The 26,110-nt window shown below is 58.7% G+C and carries 19 protein-coding genes; 12 read left to right on the forward strand and 7 right to left on the reverse strand.

Going from position 1 to position 26,110, the window contains the following annotated elements:
• Positions 1–24 precede the first annotated feature (24 nt).
• The 3 genes from nadC to proB are packed head-to-tail and all read left to right on the forward strand — an operon-like array spanning position 25 to position 4,049.
• Positions 25–861: a carboxylating nicotinate-nucleotide diphosphorylase gene (nadC, locus tag ACWKWM_RS20285; protein WP_483835254.1), complete on the forward strand. Its 837-nt coding sequence runs from the start codon at positions 25–27 to the stop codon at positions 859–861.
• A 5-nt stretch (positions 862–866) separates the two neighbouring features.
• Positions 867–2,921, forward strand: a complete 2,055-nt coding sequence (phnN, locus tag ACWKWM_RS20290) for a phosphonate metabolism protein/1,5-bisphosphokinase (PRPP-forming) PhnN (protein WP_483847847.1) — start codon at positions 867–869, stop codon at positions 2,919–2,921.
• Between the two features lie 21 nt (positions 2,922–2,942).
• Complete coding sequence (proB, locus tag ACWKWM_RS20295) at positions 2,943–4,049, forward strand: glutamate 5-kinase (protein WP_483847848.1); 1,107 nt, start codon at positions 2,943–2,945, stop codon at positions 4,047–4,049.
• A gap of 16 nt (positions 4,050–4,065) precedes the next feature.
• Here proB and ACWKWM_RS20300 read toward each other — a convergent pair whose 3' ends face one another.
• Positions 4,066–4,998, reverse strand: coding sequence for a LysR substrate-binding domain-containing protein (locus ACWKWM_RS20300; protein WP_483847849.1), 933 nt, complete (start codon positions 4,996–4,998; stop codon positions 4,066–4,068).
• Between the two features lie 203 nt (positions 4,999–5,201).
• On the reverse strand, positions 5,202–6,122 hold the full coding sequence (locus ACWKWM_RS20305; RefSeq protein ID WP_483847850.1) for a DMT family transporter: 921 nt from the start codon (positions 6,120–6,122) through the stop codon (positions 5,202–5,204).
• A 157-nt stretch (positions 6,123–6,279) separates the two neighbouring features.
• Between ACWKWM_RS20305 and gcvA the strand changes: the two genes are divergently transcribed.
• The 9 genes from gcvA to ACWKWM_RS20350 all read left to right on the forward strand — a co-directional run bounded on the left by gcvA (position 6,280) and on the right by ACWKWM_RS20350 (position 16,762).
• Positions 6,280–7,188 carry a transcriptional regulator GcvA gene (gcvA, locus tag ACWKWM_RS20310; protein WP_483847851.1) on the forward strand — a complete coding sequence of 303 codons (909 nt, stop codon included), beginning with the start codon at positions 6,280–6,282 and terminating at the stop codon, positions 7,186–7,188.
• Between the two features lie 284 nt (positions 7,189–7,472).
• Entirely contained in the window at positions 7,473–7,916 is a 444-nt protein-coding gene (locus ACWKWM_RS20315) for a cupin domain-containing protein (protein ID WP_483847852.1), read from the forward strand.
• Entirely contained in the window at positions 7,916–9,424 is a 1,509-nt protein-coding gene (locus ACWKWM_RS20320; RefSeq protein WP_483847853.1) for a methionine--tRNA ligase, read from the forward strand. Before ACWKWM_RS20315 ends, ACWKWM_RS20320 begins: the two co-directional genes overlap by 1 nt.
• A gap of 17 nt (positions 9,425–9,441) precedes the next feature.
• Positions 9,442–10,563, forward strand: a complete 1,122-nt coding sequence (locus tag ACWKWM_RS20325; RefSeq protein ID WP_483847854.1) for an NAD(P)/FAD-dependent oxidoreductase — start codon at positions 9,442–9,444, stop codon at positions 10,561–10,563.
• Complete coding sequence (locus ACWKWM_RS20330) at positions 10,563–11,507, forward strand: ABC transporter substrate-binding protein (protein WP_483847855.1); 945 nt, start codon at positions 10,563–10,565, stop codon at positions 11,505–11,507. Before ACWKWM_RS20325 ends, ACWKWM_RS20330 begins: the two co-directional genes overlap by 1 nt.
• Positions 11,508–11,555: 48 nt before the next feature.
• Positions 11,556–12,920 carry a SidA/IucD/PvdA family monooxygenase gene (locus tag ACWKWM_RS20335; RefSeq protein ID WP_483847856.1) on the forward strand — a complete coding sequence of 455 codons (1,365 nt, stop codon included), beginning with the start codon at positions 11,556–11,558 and terminating at the stop codon, positions 12,918–12,920.
• Between the two features lie 2 nt (positions 12,921–12,922).
• Complete coding sequence (gene sbnA / locus ACWKWM_RS20340) at positions 12,923–13,942, forward strand: 2,3-diaminopropionate biosynthesis protein SbnA (protein ID WP_483847857.1); 1,020 nt, start codon at positions 12,923–12,925, stop codon at positions 13,940–13,942.
• On the forward strand, positions 13,935–14,942 hold the full coding sequence (gene sbnB / locus ACWKWM_RS20345; protein ID WP_483847858.1) for a 2,3-diaminopropionate biosynthesis protein SbnB: 1,008 nt from the start codon (positions 13,935–13,937) through the stop codon (positions 14,940–14,942). Before sbnA ends, sbnB begins: the two co-directional genes overlap by 8 nt.
• Positions 14,933–16,762, forward strand: a complete 1,830-nt coding sequence (locus ACWKWM_RS20350) for an FAD/NAD(P)-binding protein (RefSeq protein WP_483847859.1) — start codon at positions 14,933–14,935, stop codon at positions 16,760–16,762. The genes sbnB and ACWKWM_RS20350 overlap by 10 nt, the downstream gene beginning before the upstream one ends.
• A gap of 661 nt (positions 16,763–17,423) precedes the next feature.
• Here ACWKWM_RS20350 and ACWKWM_RS20355 read toward each other — a convergent pair.
• The 5 genes from ACWKWM_RS20355 to lpdA all read right to left on the reverse strand — a co-directional run bounded on the left by ACWKWM_RS20355 (position 17,424) and on the right by lpdA (position 25,892).
• Positions 17,424–19,373 (reverse strand): acyltransferase family protein, encoded by a 1,950-nt coding sequence (locus ACWKWM_RS20355; RefSeq protein WP_483847860.1) that lies wholly within the window; start codon positions 19,371–19,373, stop codon positions 17,424–17,426.
• A 58-nt stretch (positions 19,374–19,431) separates the two neighbouring features.
• Positions 19,432–20,745 (reverse strand): hypothetical protein, encoded by a 1,314-nt coding sequence (locus tag ACWKWM_RS20360; protein WP_483847861.1) that lies wholly within the window; start codon positions 20,743–20,745, stop codon positions 19,432–19,434.
• A complete protein-coding gene (locus ACWKWM_RS20365) occupies positions 20,742–22,052 on the reverse strand; it encodes a hypothetical protein (protein WP_483847862.1) in 1,311 nt (436 codons plus the stop codon). The genes ACWKWM_RS20360 and ACWKWM_RS20365 overlap by 4 nt, the downstream gene beginning before the upstream one ends.
• Positions 22,053–22,603: 551 nt before the next feature.
• Positions 22,604–24,223, reverse strand: a complete 1,620-nt coding sequence (locus ACWKWM_RS20370; RefSeq protein WP_483847863.1) for a glucan biosynthesis protein — start codon at positions 24,221–24,223, stop codon at positions 22,604–22,606.
• A 268-nt stretch (positions 24,224–24,491) separates the two neighbouring features.
• Complete coding sequence (gene lpdA / locus ACWKWM_RS20375; RefSeq protein WP_483847864.1) at positions 24,492–25,892, reverse strand: dihydrolipoyl dehydrogenase; 1,401 nt, start codon at positions 25,890–25,892, stop codon at positions 24,492–24,494.
• Positions 25,893–26,110: the final 218 nt, after the last annotated feature.

Genomic DNA, 26,110 nt, shown 5'->3' on the forward strand with positions numbered 1-26,110 from the left:
TATCCACACATAGGGGTAACCACGATGTACGACGTTTTCCAGACTGACCGCCTCATCGATCTTTGGCTGACCGAAGACATCGGTTACTGCGACCTGACCGCGCAAGTCATGATCGAAGCCGAGGAAACCGGTGCTTTTTATATGAACGCCCGGGAAACACTGATCGTCTCCGGCATCGACATCGCCGCCCGCGTGTTCAAGCGCTATGACCCGACGCTCGAAGTCATCGTGCGGGTGAAAGACGGCCAGAAAATCGAAGCCGGCACCGTGATGATCGACGTGAGCGGTAACGCACGCAGCGTGCTGACCGCCGAGCGCACCGCACTGAACATCGTGCAGCGCATGTCGGGGATCGCCAACGAAACCGCCAAGTACGTCGCCGCCGTCGCCGGCAGCAACGCTCGCCTGATCGACACCCGAAAAACCACGCCAGGCCTGCGCATGCTGGAAAAACACGCCGTCACTTGCGGCGGCGGTCTGAACCATCGTCTGGGCCTGGACAACGGCGTGATGATCAAAGACAACCACATCGCCGTCTGCGGCGGCATCACTCAGGCTGTGCAGCGCGCCCGCCGCCAACTGCCAGTGCTGACCAAGCTGGAAGTGGAATGCGACAGCCTGACCCAGGTGGCCGAAGCGCTTGAAGCCAACGTCGATGTGATCATGCTCGATAACATGAGCGTGGCCGACATGACCGAAGCGGTCAAAATGGTCAACGGCCGCACCAAGCTCGAAGCCTCGGGCGGTATCAATCTGTCCACCATTGGCGCGATCTCCAAGACCGGCGTCGACTACATTTCCACCAGCAAGCTCAATCAGGCAGCGGTGTGCGTGGACATCGGCCTGGACGAGGCGGAGTAAGACTCATGGCGCAGGGCATCTTCTTCTTTGTTGTCGGCCCAAGCGGTGCCGGTAAGGATTCGTTGATCGAAGGCGCCCGCGCCCATCTCGGTGAGGCCGGTCGGTATGTGTTCGCTCGTCGCACGATTACGCGCCCCACAGGCGCCCCCGGCGAGGATCACGACGGCGTCACCGAGGCCCGATTCAATGAGTCCGTGAGCGCAGGGGATTTCTTGATCACCTGGGAGGCTCACGGGCTGTCATACGGTTTGTCAGCCGATCTGCTGACCGCCTTGAGCAACGGCTACAACGTGATCGCCAATGGCTCACGAAAAATGATCCGCGAACTGGCGGGCCTTGTGCCCAGGCTAATCGTGGTTGAGGTCACGGCGTCCATCGATGTGCTGGCGGCGCGGATTCTGGCGCGCGGCCGCGAGAACGCGTTGGAGGCTCGGGCGCGGGTCATGCGTCAGGTCGAGCCGTTGCCCATCGATATCGAAACGATCCGGGTGAGCAATGACGGCGCGCTCGAACACGGCATCAACGCCTTCATCCGTGCGTTGGCCAACGCCACGCAGCGCCTGCGACTGCGGCGAGTGCCGGTGTCTACAGGCCTTGAGCGTATCGCCTACCTCCCGATGCAGAACGCGGTGCTTTGCGCCGCGGATTATCTCGGCGCTTCAAAAGTGGACCTGCTCGCTGACGGCAAATCGTTGAGCGTGCAGATTCATGGCCTGGCCGCCGGGGTATTTCTTGAGCCGGATGAAATCGGCTTGAGCGAAGAAGCGTTTTCCAGCTGGGACGTTGCCGAAGGCGCCGAGGTCGCTCTGCGCCGCACGCCGTCCCCGGCCAGCCGCCAGGCGTTGATCCAGAAGGTTCAGGGTCAGGAACTGGGCGAAGCCGAGTACGAAATGTTGCTGCGCGACATCATCGAAGGGCGCTATACGGACGGCGAAATCAGCGCTTTTCTGGTCAGCGCCACTCGCAGTCTGTCCGACGCCGAGGTCATCGCGCTGGCCAAAGTGCGAACCCGTTTCACGCCGACAATGCACTGGGATCGGCCCATCGTGGTCGACAAGCATTCCATGGGCGGGGTCCCCGGCAGCCGCATCACGCTGTTGGTGGTGCCAATCATTGCGGCCCACGGCATGGCGATGCCTAAAACTTCTTCGCGGGCGATCACGTCGGCGGCAGGCACGGCGGATGCGATGGAAGCGGTGGCGCGAGTAGACCTCACCGTTGCCGACGTGCAGCGTTGCGTCGAGCAGGCCGGCGCATGCATTGCCTGGAACGGCCGGCTCAATCATTCCGTGGTCGATGACGTGATGAACGCCATTACCCGGCCGCTGGGCATCGACTCCAATCGCTGGTCGGTGGCCTCGATCCTGTCGAAAAAACTCACGGCGGGCTCGACCCACGTGGTGGTCGATTTGCCCTACGGGCCGCGCACCAAACTCAAAACCCAGGCGCAGGCGCGCGAGCTGGGAGATTTGTTCGAGCGGGTCGGCGCTGGGCTCGGTCTGACCGTCGTGGCCTTCGCGACCGATGGCAGCCGACCGATTGGCCGGGGCATTGGCCCGTCCCTTGAAGTGCGCGACGTACGTTTGGTGTTGGAGAACGATCCGGCGGCGCCACAGGATTTGAGGGAAAAGGCACTTTTTTTTGCAGGGCAGATTCTGTCTTGGGACCCTGCGGTGGGCAACGTCAAGGCCGGTCGGCAATTGGCTGAGAAGCTGTTGCTCAGCGGCGAAGCCAACGCAGCCTTCGAGCGGATCATCGACGCCCAGGGCAGAAAGGAGCCTACGCTGCCTGGCGCATTGACCTACTCGGTATGCGCGATGGCCGACGGCCAAGTGAGTGAGCTGGATGGCTGGCGGATTGCCGAAATCGCCCGGCGCGCTGGAGCACCTGTGGATAAGTCAGCCGGTATTGATCTCAAGGTCGGGCAGGGCGAGCGCGTAGTGCACGGGCAATGCCTGTACGTGATTCATGGCTCGAATGCTGCAGACCTTGAGTCGGCTAGCGTGCTGGCGCAGATGAGCGATGGCGTGACGCTGCTACCGGACCGCGAACCAGGCTGATCGCGAAAACAGAGGTGAAGCATGCGAAATGAGATAGCGACGACCAAGCGTTGGGTCATTCATGTTGAGAGCCGTTTGATTTGTGCGCCTGAAGGTTTGAATCAGGGCGCAGTTCAGCGGCTCGCTGCTCAATTGGCGACGCTGCATCAGCGGGGCATTGAGGTGGTTGTGGTGTCAGCGGGTGCAACCGGCGCTTGCGCCAGCCAAGCCAAGGCATCGCCACCGCCGCTTCACGAAGCTCAGGCGCTGGCGGCTATCGGCCAGATCAAACTGACCAACGCCTGGGCCAAGGGCCTTGAGACCCACGGCCTGCAGTCGGCGCAGATCCTCCTGACCCAGGACGACCTGTCCCACCGCAAGCATTACCTCAACGCCCGCAGCACGATGCAGGTGTTGCTCAAGAACGGCGCAATCCCGGTGGTCAGCGAAAACGGCACCGTCGCCAGCCATGGCATACGTGCCGGTGATACCGACAGCCTTGGTGCGTTGGTGGTCAATCTGGTGCAGGCCGATCTTTATATCTTGCTGACGGAGCTTGAGGGCTTCCTCGCGCTCAACCCGGGTCAGCCGGCCACGCTCATCAGCGAAGCGGCGGCCGGCGATGCCCAGCTGGATCGTTGCGCCCACGACATGACCGAGCACTTCGGCTTCGATGTTCGCTCTTGGCTGCGCTCGGCGCGACTCGCTGCACGTTCCGGGGCACACACGATCATTGCTGACGGGCGCAAAGCTGGCATTCTCGATGCGGTCGCCAGCGGCGCATCGGTCGGCACATTACTGCTTTCAGACACGGACCCGGTTGCGTCGCGGGACAGATGGTTGTCCAACCAACTGCCCATGCGTGGCGAACTGGAAATAATCGCGGGCTCGTATGGCGAAATATCGGAGGGCGAGGGCGTTACCGCGCTGATGATTCTGCGTGTGGAAGGCGTCTTTCAAAGGGGTGACATGGTGGTGTGTCGCGGGCCTGATGGCTCCGAGCTGGCGCGGGGGTTGGTCAATTACAGCTCTCAGGAGATTCAGCGCCTGCGCGGTCAGTTCGTCGAAGCGTTCTCCCGGCAGATTGGCTATGTCGCCGAACCTGCGATCATCAGCCATGAAAATCTGGTGACGGTCTTAAACCCGTGAAAGCGGCGCAACGGGCTTACGCTACTTTCGTCGCCCCATCCATTTCCTGCACATGGCCGTGTGCGGATTTTCCGGCCTGCTGCACGGCCCACTTCATGAACGCATCGATGGCCCATTCCTCGTGGCGTTCTTTGGCGCAATACACGAAATAGTCGAACTTGAGCTCCGACGTCGCATTCAGCACCTGCACCAGGCGCTTGGATTTTAGTGCCTCGCAGGCGAACACATTATTCACCAGGGCAATACCTTGACCTGCGCAGGCTGCGCTGATTAGCAGCGATTCATCGCCATAGCTCGAACCCTGAATGATCTTGCGATTGCCCATGCCAAATGCGTTCATCCACACCTTCCAGTAATTGCGTTCGGTGTCATGCAGCAAGGGGAAGGTCAGACAGTCCTGTGGCGTTTCGATGCTGCGTTGCTTGGCCAGCAATTTCGGGCTGCACACCGGAATCAGATACGAAGACCACAGTCGCGTTGCGTGATTGTCCGGGCTGCTGGCCATCTCGCGCTGAATCGCGATATCCACATGGCCGTGTTTAAGGTCCGAAAGACCGGAGCAGATCTGAATCGAGATTTCGATGTTCGGGCAGCGCTCCTTGAAATCGCCCAGCGCGGGGATCAACCAGGAGCTTGCGATGGTCGATGTGGTGCTGATGACCAGTCGGGTTTGTCTTGGCGGTTTGAGTGCGGCGCTGGACCAGGCTTTCTCGATTACATCGAATGTGTCAGACAGTTCGTCGAACAACGTGCGACCGCTGGCCGTCAGTTGAATGCCTTTAGCGTCGCGCTCGAACAGGCGTCGGCCAATCTGATCTTCCAATCCTTTGATCTGCTGGCTGACAGCAGCGGGGGATACGCAGAGGTGATCGGCGGCCCGTTTCATACTGCCGACCTTGCACACTTCAACGAACGTGCGAAGGGCAATCAACGGTATTGCTCTGCTCATCTTGAATACTCCGCCCAGATGTAACAGCCAATAGTCCGAATGGCGATTGAATCGATGTTTAGTGCCATGTTCATCTGTCCCAACACTGTTTTGCTTTAAGCCCGAAGAGCAATGGCCAGGGATAATCGGGCACAGCCATGCCCTGCCTGGTCATCGCGACCAGACGCCTGTCTGCAGTAGTCAATTGTGGATAAGTTATCGCGTCAGCTTGTGGCCGCGTTATGCCGGGTCGGTTGTTGCTTGGGTTTGCTCTTGCTGAGCACGAACCACACGGCCAGGCAGATGAGCCCACCGCCATACAAGTGCGCGATCGACAGACGTTCATCCAGGAACATCACGCCCCAAAGCACGCCGAAGGGTGGGATGAGAAAGGTCACGGTCAAAGAGCGTACCGGGCCAATGTCTGCGATGAGGCGGAAGTACAGAATGTACGCACACGCTGTGCAGACGAAACCTACCGCCGCCAGCGCAAGCCAGACAGTCGAGTCGCCCCAACTCAGCGGAGGGTTGACCGCAGCAGAGATACCGAAGAACGGCATCAGAAACAGCGTTGCCCCGATCTGGCTGCCGAAGGCCACCAGCTTTGCATCCAGCCCGCCCTTGTCGGCGACCCATTGCTTGGTCAAAAATCCCGCTACGCCGTAGCAACTGGTGGCAACCAGACACGCCAGCGCACCCATGACCACCGCGGTGGAAAGCGTGACCGGTCCGGTGGTGGTCAGTAACGCGATGCCCATCAAACCTATTAATACGCCGGCGGCTTTCTTCGGCGTCAGTGAATCGCTGAAAAACATAGAGCCGATCAACACGCCCATCAACGGTGTTGTTGCATTAAAGATGGCCGAATAACCCGCCGGTAATAACAGCGCGGCCACGCTATACATCAAAAAGGGGATGCCCGAGTTGATAACGCCCAATATCAGCGTGGGCTTGAACTTGCCTTTGAAATCTACTTTGGTTTTAAGCACGAAAAGAATAACGGCCAGGCCTATCGCGCCCAGCAGTACGCGAAAGAAGGCAGTCGGCAATGCGCCCAGCACGGGCGCAGCGATGCGCATGAACAGGAAGCTGGCGCCCCAGATCGCTGCCAGAGCAAGTAGTCGCACGTAATCGGATAGTTTCATGGGCTACCTTTTGCCGCTGACCGTTAACAACAAAGTGACTCGAAAGATGCGGCATTGACGCTTGTCGAGTCAGGGTGTGATGATTTGAGCAGTGTCTGAAGCGGTGCTCAAGCGAGCTTTTCTTAAGCACATTAGTTTTTCTTAACTGAGGTCAGACATGAAATTCCCGCCACTGCACGCCTTGCTCTGCTTCGAAGCAACAGGGCGTCACGCGAGCATGAAGAGCGCGGCGGGTGAGCTGTTCGTAACGCCTGCGGCGATCAGTCAGCAAATTGCCAAGCTGGAAAAAGCCGTCGGTGTGCAGTTGTTCATCCGCAACACCAAGCGCCTTGAACTCACCGCTGAAGGCAAGATTTACCTCAGGGCGATCCGCCCGGCACTGGGCCAGATCGCCGATGCCACCCAAAGGCTCATGAGCGATAACGGCCCCAACACCATAACCATCAGCTGTACCAGCGGCTTTGCCATGCAGTGGTTAATGCCGCGACTGCCGGATTTTCAGACAATTTGCCCGGACGTCGAAGTGCTCATCAGCACTACTAATCGCCTGGTGGATCTGCTGGGCGATGGCGTGGATTTCGCGGTCCGGCATGGCTTGGGTCGCTACCCGGGTCTTGAAGTGGAGATGTTGATCAATGACCGGTTACAGCCGGTGTGCAGCCCAAGTCTGTTGCCCGATTCAAAATTTCTGTCATCGCCCATCGACCTGAAAAGCTACACCCTGCTGCACGATGAACACCGTGAGGACTGGGGCCTTTGGCTGCGAGCGGTAGGGATCGAAGACGCGGAGGCCGCGGTTCACAGGGGGTTGGTGTTCGTGGACTCCAACGGCGTAATCGAAGCGGCGCTCGCCGGCATGGGCATCGCCTTAGTGCGCAGGTCCCTGATCAGCGACGAGCTGGCGTCCGGTCGATTGGTGGTGCCATTTCGGGTGACGATCGAAACCCCGATTGCGTATTACCTGGTCTACGACGAAACGGCTGTCCTGCCCAAATCCAGCCGCCAATTTCGCGATTGGCTGGTTTCTCAGGCTATTTCCAGCCAACGGGAATTCACCAGGCGTTAGGTTAATAACGCGAGTTTAAACTGCGCGTTTATTCTGGCTGTCAGTTAAGTCGTACTTTAGTGTCCGGTGGTGAAACACGCGACACTTTAAACAGCGTTAACTTCATGATCCATAAAGCAATTAGGTGATCGCCGGTTAAGTCAAACTTAACCGGCGATTGCGTATTCGTTGTTTGCTCCGGCCTACAAATTTCTTCAGTTTATCCAGTCATTGACGGGCGTTTTTCATCCAGTGCCACGTCGAAATATGAAGAGCAGGGACGCTCAAGACTGAAGGAGAACATCATGGCGGACTTCCAAATTTTTCGTCCGATGGCGTGGGACAAACTGGTCCATGAATATGATCTGGACGGTTCAAGATTATTGCCGTGGGCCGGCTATCCGACGCCCATTGGCGGCGGCTGGTGTGTCGTGCGACCTCACACCAAATCCATGTCACACACACAGATCGACCAAGAGTTTTTCATCGGCATCAAAGGCACCGCCAAGTTAGTAGTGGGTGACGAGACGTTCCCCTTCGTTATGGGAGATATCGCGGCTATTCCCAAACACACTGATCATTACGTGCTCAATGACACCGACGAAGACTTCCACTTTTACGTGGTGTGGTGGGATCGAGATTCTGCCAATCGTTTCCTCGATGAGGACGCGCAGGAAGGCTCGCCTTTGCAGCACGTCTCCCTGCAGCAAGCCGCCATTCACGACGTCTCCGAACAGAGGGCGTCCTGATGGCCAAGTTACTGGTCACCATCACGCCGCCAACGCCCAATGGTGATTTGCACATCGGGCATATGGCCGGGCCGTTTCTGGCAGCTGATATCTACACCCGCGCACAACGTCAGCGCGGGCACGATTGCACGCTGGTTTCATACTCCGATGATTACCAGTCGTACATGTTGCGCCGTGGCATCGAGCTCGATCGCGCGCCTCAGGAACTGGCTGTCGAAAATACCGACAAGATCAACGAGACGCTCCGCAAGATGGGCATTCAGGTTGATTTCTGGATGCGCCCGTATCGCAATAATTACTTCAAGAAAGCCGTCGAAGAAGTGTACGAGTTCGCGGTCAAGGCGGGCGCTGTCTACAAGAAGGTCAGTCAGGAACCCTATTGCGAGGGGTGCGACAAATGGGGTTACGAAGCCTTTGGCCGGGGCAATTGCGACCATTGCGGCTCGGACTCCGATGCCAGCCAGTGCGAGGAGTGCGCGCACACGCCCAACGCTTCGAAAATGACCGAATTCCGCTGCAAGCTGTGCTCATCGAAGATGATCTGGCGCCCGATCGAGCGCGAATTCCTGGCGTTGTCGAACTTCCGCAACCATCTGCAGAGCACCTTTGAACATGCGCCATTGCGGCCCTTCATTCGGTGTTTTCTCAATGAAGAAATGCGTATGGGCCCTGCGGACTGGGGCATCACCCGACCCCACGATGGTGGCTTGGACCTCAAGCCTGACGGTACGCGGCGCATTCATACATGGGTAATGGGTTTGTCGGGGTATCTGGCGGCCTTTCGCGAATACCTCAACGAACACAAGCAATCGCCTTGGGAATACGACGAATACTGCCGCTCGGGCAACGGCCGGCTGGTGCATTTTCTCGGTTACGACTGCGCGTTCAGTCACATGGTGGTTTACCCCTCGCTGCTGCACACCATGCACGGCTACCGCATGCGCCAGACCTTCTATACCAATCAGTTCCTGACCCTTAACGGCAAGAACCTCTCCACCAGCCGCAACTATGCGATCTGGGCCCGCGATCTGGTGGCCGACGCCTGCACTGACAGCGCTCGGTTCTATCTGGCGCTGATCGCACCCGAACAGGACACCGACGACTTCGACGTTGAGAAATTCACCGCCTGGCGTGAGGAAACCTTCAACGAGGTGCTGGTCAAGCTCGCAGCTCAGGCCGAGCGCGAGCGCTTGGATGGCGACAGCTTGAAGGTCAATTCCGCCGACGCAGCCGCGATCAAGATCCTGGTGGCGCGCTGGTTCGAAGTGACCTCGGTGGACCACTTTTCCATGAAAGGCCTGGCGGTGCTCCTGGCCGACGTAATCAATGCCGCTCGCGACCGGCAGTCCATGGGCAAAAGGATCCTGCCGTACATGGCGCTGATCGGGGCCATCGGCGCGCCGGTGTTCCCGGACCTGGCGCGGGACATCTTGCGTTACTGCCGTCTGACCGAAAAAGAAGTGTTTCAACAGTTGGTTCACGTCAGTGCCGTCGAGTACGAAATCTGACAGGGGAGGGCGCGACGATGAAAACTTCATTTGATGTGATCGTCATCGGTGCTGGCGTCATGGGCGCTTCGATTGCGGCGGCGCTGGTGGAAAACGGGCTCGACGTCGCGCTGCTTGAGAAGGGAATCGGCGCGGGGCAGGGAGCGACGCGCTACACCGGCGGCATTGTCCGTGGGCTTGAGCTCGATCCCGCGCTGCGCCCGTTGACGGCTAAAGGGGCGCACGCCGGTGGTACCGGGATTGTTCATGCGACGTTCGAACAATCAATGAAGCGTACCGGCGTTGCCTACATCGCCAGCTCCGAAGTCTGCGGCGCTTACCTTGATGCCATGGGCAGCGAGAGCACATTGAATGTCGAACTGCATGCGTCGGTGGATGCGCTGGATAACGGGCGTTTCGCGCCGTATTGCCCGGGCGAATGCTTGCTGATCGAGCGCAACGGCGGCATCGTCGACGCGCGCATCAGCGTGCTCAATCTGTGCCGCTACGTGGGCGAAAAAGGTTTGTTGCTGGACAACCTGGCCGTTGACCACTGCGCAGAGGGCGACGGTCACGTCAAAGTCTACGCTGGCGCCTTGTGCCTGGAAGCGACCTGGGTAGTGGACGCCTGTGGCGCCAGTGGATCGCTGGCAAGACCTGCCCACGCGGTGCATGCGCGGACCATCCCGTTCACCCGATTCGGCTGCGATCAGGCGCCGAGCATGCCGATCATCGCGCACAGTCTGAACACATACGTCTTGCCGTTGGGCCGGCATCTGGCACAAGCCGGCGGTCAGCGGCGCAACCGTGCCGAACACGCCAGCGAGCTGAACCTGGCAGTGATGGACAACGAGCAAGACGTGATGGCGCGCATGGCCCGCCTGGGTTACGGGGCTCACAGCATGCCGGTGGTGACCAAGATCGCCAGCGATGCCTATACCGATGACGGGCGTCCGTTGATTGGCCGCTCCCGTCCCGACAGCCATATTTATCTGGCCACCGGCTTTTGCGGAATCGGTTTCAAGATGGCGCCTACTGTGGCCGAGCTGCTGGCGATCGAACTTGGCGGGCAAATGGCCGGGTTGCAGGTCGATGCCATTCACCGATCGTTGATGGAAGCTTATCGGCCCACGCGTTTTGAAACGGCTGTGTTGTCGTGATGCGCTTGGGGATTTGCGCCGCGCTGGAAGTGGGCACAACGTTGCACGCCAGAAGTTTTTTGCGGGGCGTGTATTTGTCTTCGCATCTGTTCGAAAACGTGCGCCGATCCCGTCACTTTTATTTCGACGACAAAGCCAACGCCGAGGGTGGCAGGGCGGCGGCCAAGCTGTTCATACGAGAGAAAGTGGATGCGGTCATTGGCCACTTTGCGTCGGAGTCTGCCGCCGCTGTCGTAGAAAGTTATGCACAGGCCGGGATTCCACTGATTCTGCCAGCCTCCACCTGTGCTGCGCTCACCGAAGACGGCAGCACGACATTTCGCGTATGTGCATCAGATCGCGTGCTTGCCCAGCGATTGCTGGCGTTTGCTCACAGCCAAGGGCTAAAGCGGCTGGCGCTATTTGCTGATGAGAGCTTGCATGGTCAGCAGCAACTGCATGAACTCCGAACCGCAGATAACTTATCCACAACCTTCGTCGACGATGCCGCGAAAGCCGATGCGCTGGTGTTCTGCGGACGCCTGAAATCCAGCCACCAGTTTTTGCGTGAATGCCGAGCTGCAGGATGTCAGCTGCCGCTCTTCTTTACCGACGACGCCGCTTCACCGGCGTTGGTCAGTGGGATCGAAAGGATCGGCACCGTCTACGTCGTCAGTTTTCCGGTCGCTTGCGACCTGCCGGAAGCTCAGTTGGCGGACCGCGCCTATCAGCGGCTTTATGGCGAACAAGCCCCGGTCTATGCCATTGAAACGCTGGCCGCCTTTGCCTTGGTGGACCGCGCCGTACAACAACCTAAGGGGCTTCTCAACGCCCTCAGATTCCAACACTTTTCCACGCCTGCCGGCCCCATCAGCTTTACCAATGGGGAAAACGATCGCGCCCGGGTTTCGTTGTGGGTGTACGCCGAGGAGCGCGCCCATGAGCGGCGACTGCTCTGTGGATAACTCCTACTCGCCAGGATCAGCCTTTCAATCTTTCAGGAAGCATCACTCATGAATCAGTTTGAAACCGACAGTTTTCATCACGACCTGGACGTTGCATCGGTCGGCTTCGGCCCGGCTGGCATCGCGCTGGCTTGCGCATTGGAAGACGAGGCCGAAGACAGCGGTAAAAAACCTTATCAGCGGGTGCGCTTCTTCGAAAAAGGCCGCGACTCGACGTGGCACGGCTCGTTTCTGCTGGCCGGGACCGACATCAATCACCACGTCTTCCGTGATCTGGTGACACCGCGCAATCCTCGCAGCCGATTCTCGTTCGCCATGTATTTGAAGGAAAAGGGTCGGTTGTACAAGTTCGGGCTGCTGGGTCGTCCTGCCAGCCGTGTCGAATGGTCCGACTACATTTCCTGGGTGGCCGCACAGCTCAAGGAGTACGTGTCCTACGACGAGGGCGTGACCGAGATCCTTCCGGTGACCGAAAACGGCACGCTGCGCGCGGTAGATCTGGTCACTGCACAGGGGACTTATCGCACGCGCCGACTGATCCTTTCCCACGGCAGCCTGCCGCGCATTCCTGAAGTATTCGACCCTCACCTAGGCGGACGTGTGTTTCACACCTCGCAATACCTCAAGAACGTCCATCTGGGTGGTGGTCCGATCGCTCAACGCTGGCTGGTGCTGGGTTCCGGTCAAAGCGCCGGTGAAGCGGTCGCGCATTTGCTCGGGGCGGCGCCGACTACTCAAGTGCACTCAGTGCATCGCGGCGTAGGGTTTCGCGTCGGCCAACTGGGGCAATTCCCCAACATGGCGTTCCTGCCGGAGCATGTGGATTACTTCCATGAGCTTGAGCCCGCTCGCCGGACCAAGGTGTTCGAGGAAATCCGCTCGATCAACTACGCAGGCATCGACGCCGACGAGAGTCAGGCCTTGTACTCCTTCATGTACGAAGGGGAGGTCAGCGGGCACCAGCGGCTGAACCTGCACACTTGGTCCAGCGTGGTTTCTGTGGAAAAGGTTGGCGACGCCTATTCGGTGCTGCTGCGCGACAGCAATACCGGTCTTGAGACTACGCTTTACGTCGACGGCATCGTCCTTGGCACCGGTTACGAACAGCTTGCGATCCCGCCGCTGCTGACTCTGCTTCAGCCTTGGATGCAGCGTGATGAGGACGGCACGCTGGCGGTGGATCGTCATTACCGGGTTGGTTTGCAGAACAGCGATGGCGTGCACATCTTCGCTAACGGCACCTCCGAGAAAACCCACGGCATCAGTGACGCCCAGTCGTTTTCGATGCTGGCGCTGAGGGCTCAACACTTGACCGACGCTCTGCTGGCCTCGCAGCCGCGTGCCCCGGCCAACGTCTTGGCACACCCGACGCGAGCGTCGAAGCTCTCTCAGCCGACCCGTATTGAGGCCTGACCATGAACTTCATTTCGCACATCGTCGGCGATTCAAACTTCGTCCGGCTCAAGGGCTTGGGCTTCGAGAACCTGCACCTGAAGCTCGAATCCTGCAATCCGGCCGGTTCAATCAAGATGAAAACCGCGATCGGCCTGATCGATTCCTACGCCGAACGCCGACTTATCCACAAGGACACGGTGCTGATCGAATCCTCCTCGGGCAACCTCGGCGTCGCTCTGGCGATGATCTGCGCCGAACGAGGTTACAAGTTCTGCTGCGTGGTCGATCCCAATACCAATTTGCACAACATCAAGATGATGGAAGCCTTCGGCGCGCAAATCGTCATCGTCACCGAGCGCGACGACAACGACGGTTATCTGGGCACGCGAATCCGCCACATCCGTGACACGGTGGCCCGCGATCCGCGTTATCTGTGGCTCAACCAGTACAGCAATCCGGCCAACGCGCGCACCCATGAAATGACCACCGCGCGATCGATTCACATTGCCTTCCCGGCGCTGGACTATCTAGTAATCGGCGCCGGTACAACCGGCACATTGATGGGCTGCGTGCAGTATTTCCGCAAGCACTCGCCGCGCACCAAGATCATCGCCGTCGACAGCGTAGGATCCGTGACCTTCGGCCAAGCGCCGGGCAAGCGCTTTATTCCGGGGCTGGGTTCAAGCCAGATGCCGCCGATCTTCCGTTCCAGCCACCTGTTCAAACAGCAAGTGGTGGACGAGCGCGCGACGGTCGCGATGTGTCGCTGGCTAGCCAAATCCAACGGCGTGCTGTCGGGCGGCTCCACCGGGACTGTCGTGGCCGGCCTCGCCGCGCCTTCGTTGGGCATCCCTCGTGATGCGGTAGTGGTGGCCATTTCGCCGGACGCCGGTGAGCGGTATCTGGACACCATCTACAACGATGAGTGGATCATGCAGAAATTCGGGCTAGCCGAACTGTCTGCGCTCAATTCCCAGCCTATTGGTAAGTACCTCAAGTCCTACGTACACACCTTCGAGGGGGAAGAACTGAATGTCTGACTTTCATGTCATTCCTGGCGCTGTGATCAAAGACATCCTGGAAACCCATCTGAGCAGTATGGTCAGTCGCGTTGAGCAGGTTTACCTGCAGCATCACGATGGACAGACCATTAACCCCGACAGCTACTTTTTGCGTTTTCCACAGCAACCCGCCGACCGCATCATTGCGCTGCCGGCCGCGCTGGATGGAGAGGATGCGGTGGCGGGGATCAAGTGGATTTCCAGTTTTCCCGGCAACATCGCCCAGCACAAACCCCGTGCATCGGCCGTGGTGATTCTCAATGATCGAGACACCGGTTATCCCTTTGCTTGCCTGGAAGGTGCGCAGATCAGCGCTGTCAGAACCGCAGCGTCGGCGGTGTCCGGTGCTTACTGGCTCAATCGGCAGTCGCGCAAAGCTGCGAGCGTAGGATTTATCGGCGCCGGCGTTATCGCCCGTAACATCGCGCGCATGCTCGCAGTTGAAGGCTGGGCAATCGAACAAGCGGTTGTGCACGATTTCGACCCAGCATCGGCGAACTCGCTGACTCAGTACATTGAGCAGTCGGACTTATGCACAGCCCGCCCGGGTACGCTGGATGAAGCGCTGGCGGCGGATCTGGTGATTTTTGCGACGACGGCAGGCGAGCCTTATGTGAAGGCGCCAAGTGCATTTCGCCCCGGGCAAGTGGTGTTGAACATTTCGTTGCGCGATATCGCCCCGGAACTGCTGCTGGCTGCTGACAACCTGTGCGACGACGTCGAGCACTGTATGAAGGCCAACACATCGCCGCATCTGACCGAGCAGCTTTCTGGAAACAGGGCATTCATGAACGGGACGCTGGCGGGGCTGATACGCGGCGAATTTCAGCTCGATGACAGCAAACCGGCGATCTTCTCGCCGTTCGGTCTGGGCGTGCTGGATTTGGCGCTGAGCAAGTTCATCGTCGACACAGCCCTCCGCCAATCGCGCGCCGTAGCTATCGATGGCTTCTTTGGGGAGACGTTGCGATGGAGCTGACAGAGAACGTCTCGATCTCAAAACCTCCGCTCAGTCTCGCAATCGTTGGCTGCGGCTCTCGCGGGCTGACGGTACTGGAGCGACTCTGTGCGCTGGCAAGCCGCGGTGACACGCCTGTGGATATCCATGTCTATGAGCCACAGCGGCCGGGGCCGGGCGTGCATTCGCTGGAGCAACCGGAATATTTGATGCTCAACACCGTGGCGTCGCAGATTTCGATGTTTCCGGATCGTGCGGCCCTTGATGGGGAGGAGGGGCGAGAGGGGCCGGATTTCTTCCAGTGGTGCCTGCGGTACAAATCCGCAGGTCGGATTGTGCGCGCTAATGAGTTTTTGCCCCGGCAATGGCTGGGGGAATATCTGGCCTGGACGTATGACGTGGTGACGCAGGGATTGCCTGCTCACGTCCGGGTTCATCATCACGCCAGCGTTGTGGATAACATCGATCCCACAGCGTTGGGCGGATTTGTTTTGAGGTGTTCGCAGCACTCAGCTATTTCGGTGGATGCCTTGGTGCTGACCGTGGGTCATGCCAGTACACGTACCTATGTGGATAACCGTTCACGGGCTACGAAGGTGCTTCACGCTTATCCACAGCCCCGAGTGTTTGATGAGATCACTGCCGGGAGTTTGGTGGGTGTTGAAGGCCTGGGGCTGTGTGCCATGGACGTGGTGTCCGGTCTGACGGTCGGGCGAGGCGGGCGCTTTGTCGGCGCCGGGGACGGTTTGCGCTACGAGCCTTCGGGTCAGGAGCCCAAGCTGTTCATGTTTTCTCGCAGCGGGCTGCCTTACCGGACGCGCCCCGACATACGCGAGCATCGTCTGGGCACGCCGGCTTTGATTTTTACCTTGGGTGCGGTCAGTAGACTGCGCGCTGATAACCCTGACGGTCTGGATTTTGAAGCGCAGGTGTTGCCGTTGATCAAAGCGGAAATGGTCGCTGAGTATTTCGGCATGGTCGCTCAACTTCAGGGTGAGTTGCCAGGCGCCATCAAAGAGGAAGTTGCTCAGGCATTCAGGTTCGGAGCGGCTGAGTCCAAAGCGATTGAGTTGGCGCGACGCTTCGACGTACCGCCGTTGGAATGCAGCGTTTTCGATCCCCTGGGGGTAAAAGTCCCCACCGAGCGTTATCAAGATTGGATGTGCACATTTATCCAGCAGGATTTGCAGCAAAGTACGCTTGATCTGGACCACAGCCCCGTCAAGGCAGCGCTTGAGGTCTGGCGCAGTTGTCGTGAGCAATTACGGCGGGTTGTGGATAACAACGGCCTGACAGCTGAATCTCACAGCGTGTTTTTTAGCCACTACGCACCCTTGGTCAACCGCATGGTCGCGGGACCCCAGAAAGAGCGGCATCAGGAGTTGTTGGCTTTGGCTCAGGCGGGTGTCTTGCAGTGGGTGCATGGCTCGCGAGTCGAGCGCAATGATGAAGATCACGCAGTCAGGATCTTGCCTGTGGATAAGGCTGCGCCGCAGACGCTTGATGCTCTGGTTCTGGCGCACGTCGACGATAATCGTAGCGCTGGCCTTCACCCCCCATTGATCCGCCAGTTAAGGGATTCAGGTGTTATCCACAGCTTGGGCGCCGATGGTAACGGGCTGCAAGTAAACGGTCATGGCAAGGCGCAGCCCAATATGTGGATAATTGGCCCCATCGTTGAAGGCGCAACGTATTACAACCACTACGTACCCTCGACTGGCAGCTATTCGCGCGCATTCGTTGATGCCGATCGCATCGCCCGTGAGGTGCTTGGCATGCGGACTGAAAGCAAACCGGTCATTGCAGCTGATCTGCCCAAACCTGAGATGGCACTCGCCTGACACCAAAAAAAGCCCGCACTGACGAAAATCAGGCGGGCAGGGGAAAGGGAGCGTGGTGCAGATTTTCAGCTTCTGATTCTGGCCCAAGGCCGTATGAGCCCAGCTAGCTGACGATCTGCTGCGAAGCTGCATTAAACCGGTGAATGCGGCCTATCAGGCTCAACCGAGGCGTTTGGTTCAGGGCTGCTGCGTACCCCATCGCCGGCAAGCCAGGCTCCTACGCCCTCCGGGCAGACGCCCAATTGCGCGGCATCACTCTTTGTTTTTTGATTCTGGCCGCAGGCCGTAGGAGTCCAGCTTGCTGACGATCTGCTGCGAAGCGGCAGTAAACCGGTGAATGCGGCCTGTCAGGCTGAACCGAGGCGTTTGGTTCAGGGCTGCTGCGCACCCCATCGCCGGCAAGCCAGGCTCCTACGCCCTCCGGGCAGACGCCCAATTGCGCGGCATTACTCTTTGTTTTTGATTCTGGCCGCAGGCCGTAGGAGTCCAGCTTGCTGACGATCTGCCGCGAAGCGGTAGCAGAACGGGGTGTGCGGTTTATCTGCCGTAACCGAGGCGCCTGATTGTAGGGCTGCTGCGCACCCCATCGCCGGCAAGCCAGGCTCCTACGCCCTCTTGGCAGATGCGGATTTGCGCCGCTCGCTGAATTCGCCGTTCGATATCAATACAACCCAATCGCCGCACTGATTTCGGCGCCAACAACGCGTGTACCGACCAGTGCTGCGTTCTGTTTGCGCAGCTCGGGCATTACGTAATTCTTCACGATGTACAGCGAGCCGGCCGAGCTGAGGTGGCCTGAATCGATCTGCAGTAGCGAATGGTCATCCTGCAAGCGCACCAGGCACGAATTGGCGACACACAGCCCGTCGATCAAAGACACAAAATCCACCACCTGCGGGTTAATCATGCCCCGCGTCGCGCGGTCGGTGGCGATCAGGCCGGTGTCCATAGCAGCGTCGGTGATGTGGGAATCTTCATCGCCCCAGTGCCGATTGGCGATGACGCTTGGCAGTGACGGACTCCATTGCGGCAACGGGCCCATCAACACCACGCGCTTGACCCCCAGTTCCTTGAGGCGCGCGGCCAGTTCATTCCACTGGGTTTTGTCGTGTTCATCCTTCTGCGCAATCACCACCACTTCGGGTTGCAGTGCGGCTATGGATTTCAGCGCGGTGGCGTTGGAATAATTGCAGGTCATTCTCGGTGGCGTATTGCGGCCTGGGTCTTGGGTCAGACTCGGCCTGCAACCTGCTGAGGCGACTTGATAGAACGGCGTCCCCTTAGCCAGCAACGTTCTCAGCCCCAGCGAAAGCGCCTGAGCATGGGAGTCGCCCCAAAGAAACACGCCGCCCTCGCCCTGTTTGCGCGTGCAGGAATCATCGATCCCTGACAGGCCGCGCTCGGTGAACGCCGAAAACGCGTCGCACTTGAGCCAGTAGTTTTCGAACAGATCCTTCTGCCGGTTGGCGTAGTCCTGAACGAATCGAGCCTTGTCCGAAATGCTGACCGTACGCAACGAAGTTACCGCGCCGTCGGTAGCGCTGACGGCCGTTCCACCCACGAAGACCAACGCAATTAGCGCACTGACCGAAGCAAACTTCCACTGCCTGATCGGTGCCTTTTTGGCCGGGGTTTTTTCGATCAGCGAGTACGACAGTTGGGCCAAGGCGAACGCCGCGATGATCCCCAGCAGTGCGTTACGCGAATTGCCCAAGTAACCGGCGTAGCTCATGAACACCACCACCGGCCAATGCCACAGGTACAGCGAATACGAAATTTTGCCTGTCCACTGGGAGAACCGGTTATTGGTCGCGACCGAATCCTGACGCCCCGCCATGATGATCGCGAATGTGCCGAGCACCGGCATCAAGGCCAGATATCCCGGCCACACCACGCGCTCCGACAACAGCGCGAAACTCGTGGCCATCAGCGCCAGGCCCGTGGCTTCCAGCAGACGTTGGCGGGTGCGATCCAGCTTGATTGGAAACAGACACGCCACCCCGCCCAGCAGCAGTTCCCACGCCCGCGCGGGCAACAGGTAAAACGCAGGCTCGGGCCATTTGATCGACGTCACGACACAGAAGGCAAAACCCAGCACACAGGCAGCCATCACGATCCAGCGCAGATGCCGCAGGGCTACCACTTTGCTCAACCCCAGAAGCGCGATGGGGTAGAGCATGTAGAACTGCCACTCCACCGAGAGCGACCATGTATGCAGCAGCCATTTCTCGTGAGCGCTGGCGGTAAAATATCCAGCTTCCGACCAATAAGTGAAATTGGAGTAGAACCCAAGGCTGGCAGCGACGTGTTTGCCCAGCTCGCTGTACTCCAGCGGCAACAGGTAAAACCAGCCAAGGACCAGCAGCACGCAGCACATCGCGGCAAGCGCCGGAATGATCCGACGCGCGCGGGACTTGTAGAAGCCGACCAGGCTCAGGCTGTCTTTTTCCAGGCTGCGAAACAGGATCCCGGTGATCAGATAACCCGAGATCACAAAGAAAATATCCACACCCGAAAAACCGCCCGGCAGCCAGCCGGGGTTGAAGTGAAACAGCACCACGGCGATCACCGCGATGGCTCTTAGTCCATTGATGTCTTTTCTGAAGTCCATGGCGATTTTTCGAATGACGTGACGGTGTGTGGAAACAAGCCGTGAATGAACGCAGGGTTCAGTCGGCTGCGCTCAAGCGGATGATTTTCGGAAAGTTGCTCAGCGTCACCGCTGTCGAGCACTGCTGCGCCTGGCACACCCAGGATTTGTCGCCAGCGAACCAACCCTTTTGTGGCTGGGCAGTATCGATCAGCGTGACCGCGCCGTTTTGCGGGGTGGTCGTCGTCAGCGTTTTTTCGCTGGTTTTACCGCCAGACCATGCAACCACGACCTGCTCGTTGCCCTTGTTGAAATGCAGCAGATACAGATTGTTTTCCCAGACGCTCAAGGCCGGTTCATAAGTGAAATCCTTGATGAACGGCGTGATGACTCTCATCACGTCGTAGGCGGGCTTGGGTGACAAGTCTTCGTTGAGCAGGCCGAAGTTGTGCTCTTGATCCGTGCGATCCGGCCCGTCATTGATCAAGTCGTACCACCACATGCCCTTGATGTTGGGGATGGTGCGGGCAAAAAACATGATTCGCGCCATGTACGCCGCCTGGGTCGAAGGCGTGTTGCCGCACGCGCCGGTGTGGCTTGGCCAGGCCATCTCGGTGAGGTAGATCGGTACATCGCGCCCAGCCTTTGCACGGATATGGCGTTCGTACTGGCGCATCCAGTTGACCCAGCTCTCGGGGTTGTTCTGCCCGCCACCGGCACAGTGCGCATAAGGGTGCACGGACAGGCCGTCGACGAGATCTAGCATCCCGGCATCAATCAGATGATCAGCAAATCCGAAGTCCATGCCTTCAGGCGTAATCGAGCCGGCAAGAATTTTCGCAGGCGTACCGTTTTGCCCCACCGTGTGCTTGCGAATCAACGGCACCGCATCACGCACCAGCGCCGCATAATCGGCGGCCAGTTTGGCGTCTTTCGGTGCTTCAAGATCCCACTCGTTCCAGATCTCGTAGTAATTGACCTTGTTGCCCAACTGACTGGTGACGTAATCCACATACTTCAGATAAGCCGCCTTGACCTTGCCTTCCCGCGGTTTGGCGTTGTCGTGGAAAAGGGTGCTGTAGTCCAGAATCGTCAGCCGGCTCAGGTTCAGCGAGGTGGCGGTATTCAGGTAAGTGCGCCATTGCGGCACGATTCGCAACTGGTTGGGCGCAGGTTCTGCCGTGGACCAGAACGCATCATCCTTGAGCGCTGTGATGCCGGCTTGCGCGGCTAGCTCCAATGGCCTGCGCGGCGACGCCTCGAAGTTCATCAGATGCGTGCCGATGCCCACGATGAATGGATCGTCGGCCAAGACCTGATTGCACAGCAACGCGCCGAGCAGGGACAAAACAACAGCGGGCGTACGGCCGGACTTCATCGCCAATGCTCTCACTGCAGTTTGGGTACGAGAGGGAAGAAATGCTGCGCTCCGCTGGCGGTGGATTTCACGCGGCGCAGAGTGAGGTTGCCAGCCAGGACGTGACCCATGGCCATCCCCAGAAACAGGTTCGCCGTGGCGACTTCCAGCATGTCGGTGGTCCAGCCGGTCAGCAGGCAGCAGAAACAGATCGCCAGCAACGCACGGCCCGCTCGGGTGATGTCGTTGCCTAGGGCGATGAACATCGGGATCTGCAGCGCGAACAGGAACAGGCCGAAGACACCGAACATGCCCCACAGGTACATGGCCGTATTGTCCGAGGCCAGTGCCGGAACGCCTGGGATCGGAAACAACGCGATAGTGCTGCCGTAGGCGCCCAGGCCTGCGCCCGTGAGTTCCCAGCCTTCGTCCATAAGCCCATGGGCCATGTTGGGCCAAGTGTTGATAAACCGGTCATACATGGACGATAGCGCCCCGCTGCTGGCAAGCCCGGCATTGAAATCAACGGTCAGGCCGATCAGTGGCAATAGCATCCCCATCAGCACGGCAATGGTCATTACCACCCGAGCTGACCAGTGAAAGCGCAAGATCATCAACAGCCCCAGCGTGCAGACGAAGCCGGCAGCGGGCGCCTTGCTGGTGGTCATTACGATGGCTACGGCGGTGACGCCACACAGGGCGATCATCATCAGCTTGGAACGCATGAACATCAGGACGAACAGGGCGCCGATGGCCAGGTTGATCGACAGCACATTGGACACCCGGGCGAAACCGGCGATACGGTCCGCCTCGTCCACGGCCCAGGCGGTGTTGCCGCTTAGCTCAGTCTCGCCCAAGGTGTAGCTGTAGCCTTTCCAGGGGACCGAGATCAGTTTGTCCAGTGCGATGCCGCCCAAAGACGCCAGCAGGCAAAACGCGACCCCCCACAGCAGCAAGCGTTTGCGGTGCAGCAGGTGCTCGCTGCACACCATGCCGAACAGGATCGGGCAGATCCCGAAAAGGCTGAAGCCGATGTTTGAAATCCCGGCGCCGTGCAACATGGCGACGAGGCTGTAGAGCACTAGCGCGATCAGACCCAGCCATACACCTTTGCTGGTTTTGAGGGTGCGCAGCTCCATCAGGAACAACAGACAGCACAGCACTTTCGGGCCGTATAGCACGGCGGAAATACCGGCTTTGTCGAGATAGAAACGCAGGGCGCCGGAGAAAGTCTCGATGACGATCAGGCTGATGGCGGTCCAGACGATCACTGTCGACTTGTTAAACGACATGATCGATGGTTTTTCAACGTATGGGGTGTAAGTGGCGGAGTTCGACATCATGGTGCAGCCCCTCTGGAGCGCTCGAATAGCTCGATAGAAGTAATCGCCGGTTCTGCGTGGTTGCAGTTCAATCCCTGAGGCAGGTATCGCGGCGCAAAGCTACCGCCAATCGACTCAGCACGAGGCTGTCGATCAGGAAAAAAGTGCGGTATGTCGAGAGTGCCGTAGTGCGTAAGGGCAGCCAGGAAGGCTTCTTCTTAACGGCGTGACAGGGGATATATCAGCCTCAGACGCGAGGACTGTCAATCAAATAGTCAAAATTTCGGACACATGATTGAGTCGTGCAAATCGGGTCGTCGTAACTTATTGAATTTATTGGCAGGTGGAATTTTGACGCTGGTAAAAAGGGGAGGTGAGGAGGGTATTTAGGGATTGGCTATGACTCAGTTTTGTTACAACTGCGCAGGATGAAGCCCTGATTTCCATGTGGGAGCGGACCTGTCCGCGAATACGTCGGCACATTCAGTCAATGTTGCGCGCCGAATATCGTCTTCGCGGACAGGTCCGCTCCCACAATCGTTGTCAGATTCCGGCGTTACAAAAAACGCCTATCAGGTATACCGACGCTTCTCCGGAGCGGGCGGGAAGTACTGGTACAACCAGGTTTCGCTCAAAGTGCGATCGCCGGTCTTGATGAACATGCGCATCTCGACCGGATCTACGCCATCGCCGGTTGGATACCAGTCGAACGTCACACGGAAACCCTTGATGTCTGGCAGCGCCAGCACGTTGAAGTCCTGGACCTTGCCGTTGGAAACCGTCACCACCGGCTCGATGCTCGAACCCTCTGGCAAACGGTCGATGCCGCCGCCCTTGAAGTCCACCGCAAAACGGCGCGCCCAGACGTCCGGGTAATGTTCGCCCGGTGCCCAGCCTTCGATAAAGCCCCCCATGCCTGAACGCGTGGCATTGACCTGCGCCAGCGGCGAGCTGACCGGTGGCAGCGGGCTCCAGTAAAGCTTGTAGCCGAAGTTCATCGACATGCCGGCTTTGATCGGATCACGCGGGTTCCAGAACGCGACGATGTTATCCAGGGTCTCGCCGGTTGTGGATAACTCCAGCAGATCGATCGAGCCTTCACCCCATGCCGTGGTCGGCTCGCACCACAAGCTTGGGCGGCGGTGATACCAATCGACCGTGTCCTGATAGGTTTTGAATTCGTGATCCGTCTGTACCAGACCAAAACCTTTCGGGTCCTTGTCGGCGAAGGCGTTGAACTGCAATTTGGCCGGGTTGTTCAGCGGACGGCAAATCCATTCGCCGTTGCCGCGCCACATAGCCAAGCGATCGGAGTCGTGAATCTCGGGATGAATGGTGTCGCACATACGGCGTTCGTGAGTGCCGCAGCTGAACATGCTGGTCATGGTCGCGATGCCCATCTGCTCGATGTCGGCGCGGGCGTTGATGTGCGCGTCGATGTCCATGACCACGCGATCAGCCTGGCAATCGATGTCGAAGCGGTACGCACCGGTCGCGCTGGGCGAGTCGAGCAGGGCGTAGACCACGAAACGAGTGGCGTCCTTGGTCGGTTTCTCGAACCAGAACTGGGTGAAGTCAGGGAATTCTTCCGGCTTTTTCGCGTAGGTGTCGATCGCCAGACCGCGCGCCGACAGGCCGTATTGCTTGTTGCTGTCGATGGCGCGGAAGTAGCTGGCGCCGAGGAAGGAGAGAATGTCGTTGATGGCGATTTCAGGCGCTTTGAACAACTTGAACCCGGCGAAACCCAGGTCGCCTTTCAACTGCGCCTTATCGACACCGCTGGCTTCGTAGTTGAACAGCTCGGGACGAAAATGCACCTCGCGCGCCTGCTTGGTCGCGGGGTCAACGCTGTACATGCGCACTGGCGTCTTGAAGCCTGCGCCGACGTGGAAAAAGTGCACATCCAACTGACCTTTGACGTCGTTCCAGAGGGAATGCCCGGCATCGTACTTGATCGCGTTGAACTGCTGAGGGGTCATGTTCGCCAAGGTCGGCGGCAGCGTTTGCTTGGTGCTGACGTAGGGCTTGCCGGCCAGTTGCTTGGCGTTGTCTTGCAAGGTCTTGAAATCGAAGTGTTCGATTTCGCCATCTGCCGCTGCCGCCAACGCGCGTGCAGCGTAAAGCCCAGAGGCTGGCAACGCGCTATATGCGGCCAATGCCATAGATGCTTTCAGGAGATTCCTGCGATTCATAAGGTGAAGCCTCTGAAGAAATGCTGTGCCTTCCTGCACGAATAAGTGCGCTTTCCCAATCCTTGCCGAACGCAAATTACCAACAAACAGATAACAATCTCGGCGTCTTGTTCGCAAATTAAGGAAATAAATCGTTTCAGAGGGGTAATTGGTACGTTATTGGCGCGGTGATGGGCTCTGTAAGAGCGAACTTGTTCGCGAGACGTACCCTTGGGCTCGGCCGGTGAATGGCCTCGCCAACAAGTTGGCTCCTACAGAAACGGTATCCTTATGCCTGTGTCGTATGCCCACCCACTGCCATCGCCGCCTGGCGCAGGGCTTCGGAGCGGGTCGGGTGAGGGTGGCAGGTCAGGGCGATGTCCTCAGCTGACGCCGCGAACTCCATGCCAACGCAATACTCGGCAATCATCTCGCTGACGTTTGGTCCCACAAGGTGCACGCCGAGGATCTCGTCGGTCTTCTCGTCGGCCAGCACCTTGGCGAAACCTTCGGTCTCGTGATTGACCTTCGCCCGGCTGTTGGCGCTGAACGGGAATTTACCGACCTTGTACGTACGGCCCTCCGCTTTCAGCTGCTCCTCGGTCTTACCCACACTGGCCAACTCGGGCCGGGTATAGATGACGTTGGGAATCAGGTTGTAATTCAGCTCGCCTTTTTTGCCGACGATCCGCTCCACGCAGACCATCGCCTCGTCTTCTGCCTTGTGCGCCAGCATCGGGCCGGAAGTTACGTCCCCAATCACCCAGATGCCGTCTACGGAGGTGCGATGGCCCTTGTTCTCCAGCACTCCGCGCTTGTCGACTTCCAGGCCGACGGTTTCCAGCCCCAGCCCTTTGGTGACCGGACGACGACCGATAGACACAAGCACGTAATCGACTTCAATCGTCTCGGCTTCACCGCCCGCAGCCGGCTCGACCGTCAGACTGACACCGGTGTCGCTGGCCGTCGCGGACGTGACTTTTGAGCTGAGCTTGAACTCGATGCCCTGTCGCGAGAGCGAGCGGTGCAGCGTTTTGCCTGCCTCAAGGTCGGTGCCGTGAGCAACGTGATCGAGAAATTCCACCACCGTCACTTTGGCCCCTAGACGCCGCCAGACCGAACCCAGCTCAAGACCGATAACCCCCGCGCCGATGACCACCAGATGCTTGGGCACTTCGCTCAACGACAGCGCACCGGTCGAATCCAGAATGCGCTTGTTGTCGATGGTCACGCCCGGCAGTGGCGTCGGCTCGGAGCCTGTGGCGATGATGATGTCTTTGGCAGTCAGCTCGGTTTCGACGCCTTGGGCATCTTTGACGATTACCTTGCCCGGCCCTGCTATCCGGCCCCAGCCCTTGATCCAGTCAGCTTTGTACTTGCGAAACAGAAACTCGATGCCTTTGGTCAGCGCGGTAACGCTTTCGCCTTTCTGCGCCATCATCTGCGCCAGATTCAGAGTCGGCGTGACTTCGATGCCGAGCTTCTTGAACTCGTCCCCCACGGCCGCTTCGTACAACTCCGAGGCGTGCAGCAGCGCTTTGGAAGGGATGCAACCGACGTTCAGGCACGTGCCGCCCAAGGTCTCACGCCCCTCGACGCAGGCAACTTTCAAACCCTGCTGCCCGGCGTGGATGGCCGCGTTATAGCCACCTGGGCCGCCACCGATGATTACGACGTCATAGCTACTCATTGAGCTGCTCCTGTAGGAAAAATCGACAATGGAGGGAAGCGTAGACCGCTCTGTGGAAAAGACAGGAGCGATCATCAGACGATTAGAATTACAGCTGTAATCTTTGTGAGCAAGAGTTGAGTAAAAGCACCTGTAGGAGCGAACTTGTAGTGGTCCAGTTTTTTTGGACCATCACGTAGGAGTATTAGGCCGCCAGCTTTTCGAAAACAGCAGGCGGC

The organism is Pseudomonas rosaeacicularis (assembly GCF_057128745.1).

Bases quoted from the DNA above. Each gene is read 5' to 3' on its own strand.
- ACWKWM_RS20320 (WP_483847853.1), top strand. From the start codon at position 7,916: ATGGCCAAGTTACTGGTCACCATCACGCCGCCAACGCCCAATGGTGAT.
- ACWKWM_RS20325 (WP_483847854.1), top strand. From the start codon at position 9,442: ATGAAAACTTCATTTGATGTGATCGTCATCGGTGCTGGCGTCATGGGC.
- ACWKWM_RS20330 (WP_483847855.1), top strand. From the start codon at position 10,563: ATGCGCTTGGGGATTTGCGCCGCGCTGGAAGTGGGCACAACGTTGCAC.
- sbnA (WP_483847857.1), top strand. From the start codon at position 12,923: ATGAACTTCATTTCGCACATCGTCGGCGATTCAAACTTCGTCCGGCTC.
- ACWKWM_RS20355 (WP_483847860.1), bottom strand. From the start codon at position 19,373: ATGGACTTCAGAAAAGACATCAATGGACTAAGAGCCATCGCGGTGATC.
- ACWKWM_RS20315 (WP_483847852.1), top strand. From the start codon at position 7,473: ATGGCGGACTTCCAAATTTTTCGTCCGATGGCGTGGGACAAACTGGTC.
- ACWKWM_RS20350 (WP_483847859.1), top strand. From the start codon at position 14,933: ATGGAGCTGACAGAGAACGTCTCGATCTCAAAACCTCCGCTCAGTCTC.
- ACWKWM_RS20365 (WP_483847862.1), bottom strand. From the start codon at position 22,052: ATGATGTCGAACTCCGCCACTTACACCCCATACGTTGAAAAACCATCG.
- ACWKWM_RS20335 (WP_483847856.1), top strand. From the start codon at position 11,556: ATGAATCAGTTTGAAACCGACAGTTTTCATCACGACCTGGACGTTGCA.
- ACWKWM_RS20300 (WP_483847849.1), bottom strand. From the start codon at position 4,998: ATGAGCAGAGCAATACCGTTGATTGCCCTTCGCACGTTCGTTGAAGTG.
- phnN (WP_483847847.1), top strand. From the start codon at position 867: ATGGCGCAGGGCATCTTCTTCTTTGTTGTCGGCCCAAGCGGTGCCGGT.
- gcvA (WP_483847851.1), top strand. From the start codon at position 6,280: ATGAAATTCCCGCCACTGCACGCCTTGCTCTGCTTCGAAGCAACAGGG.
- sbnB (WP_483847858.1), top strand. From the start codon at position 13,935: ATGTCTGACTTTCATGTCATTCCTGGCGCTGTGATCAAAGACATCCTG.
- lpdA (WP_483847864.1), bottom strand. From the start codon at position 25,892: ATGAGTAGCTATGACGTCGTAATCATCGGTGGCGGCCCAGGTGGCTAT.
- ACWKWM_RS20370 (WP_483847863.1), bottom strand. From the start codon at position 24,223: ATGAATCGCAGGAATCTCCTGAAAGCATCTATGGCATTGGCCGCATAT.
- ACWKWM_RS20305 (WP_483847850.1), bottom strand. From the start codon at position 6,122: ATGAAACTATCCGATTACGTGCGACTACTTGCTCTGGCAGCGATCTGG.
- proB (WP_483847848.1), top strand. From the start codon at position 2,943: ATGCGAAATGAGATAGCGACGACCAAGCGTTGGGTCATTCATGTTGAG.
- nadC (WP_483835254.1), top strand. From the start codon at position 25: ATGTACGACGTTTTCCAGACTGACCGCCTCATCGATCTTTGGCTGACC.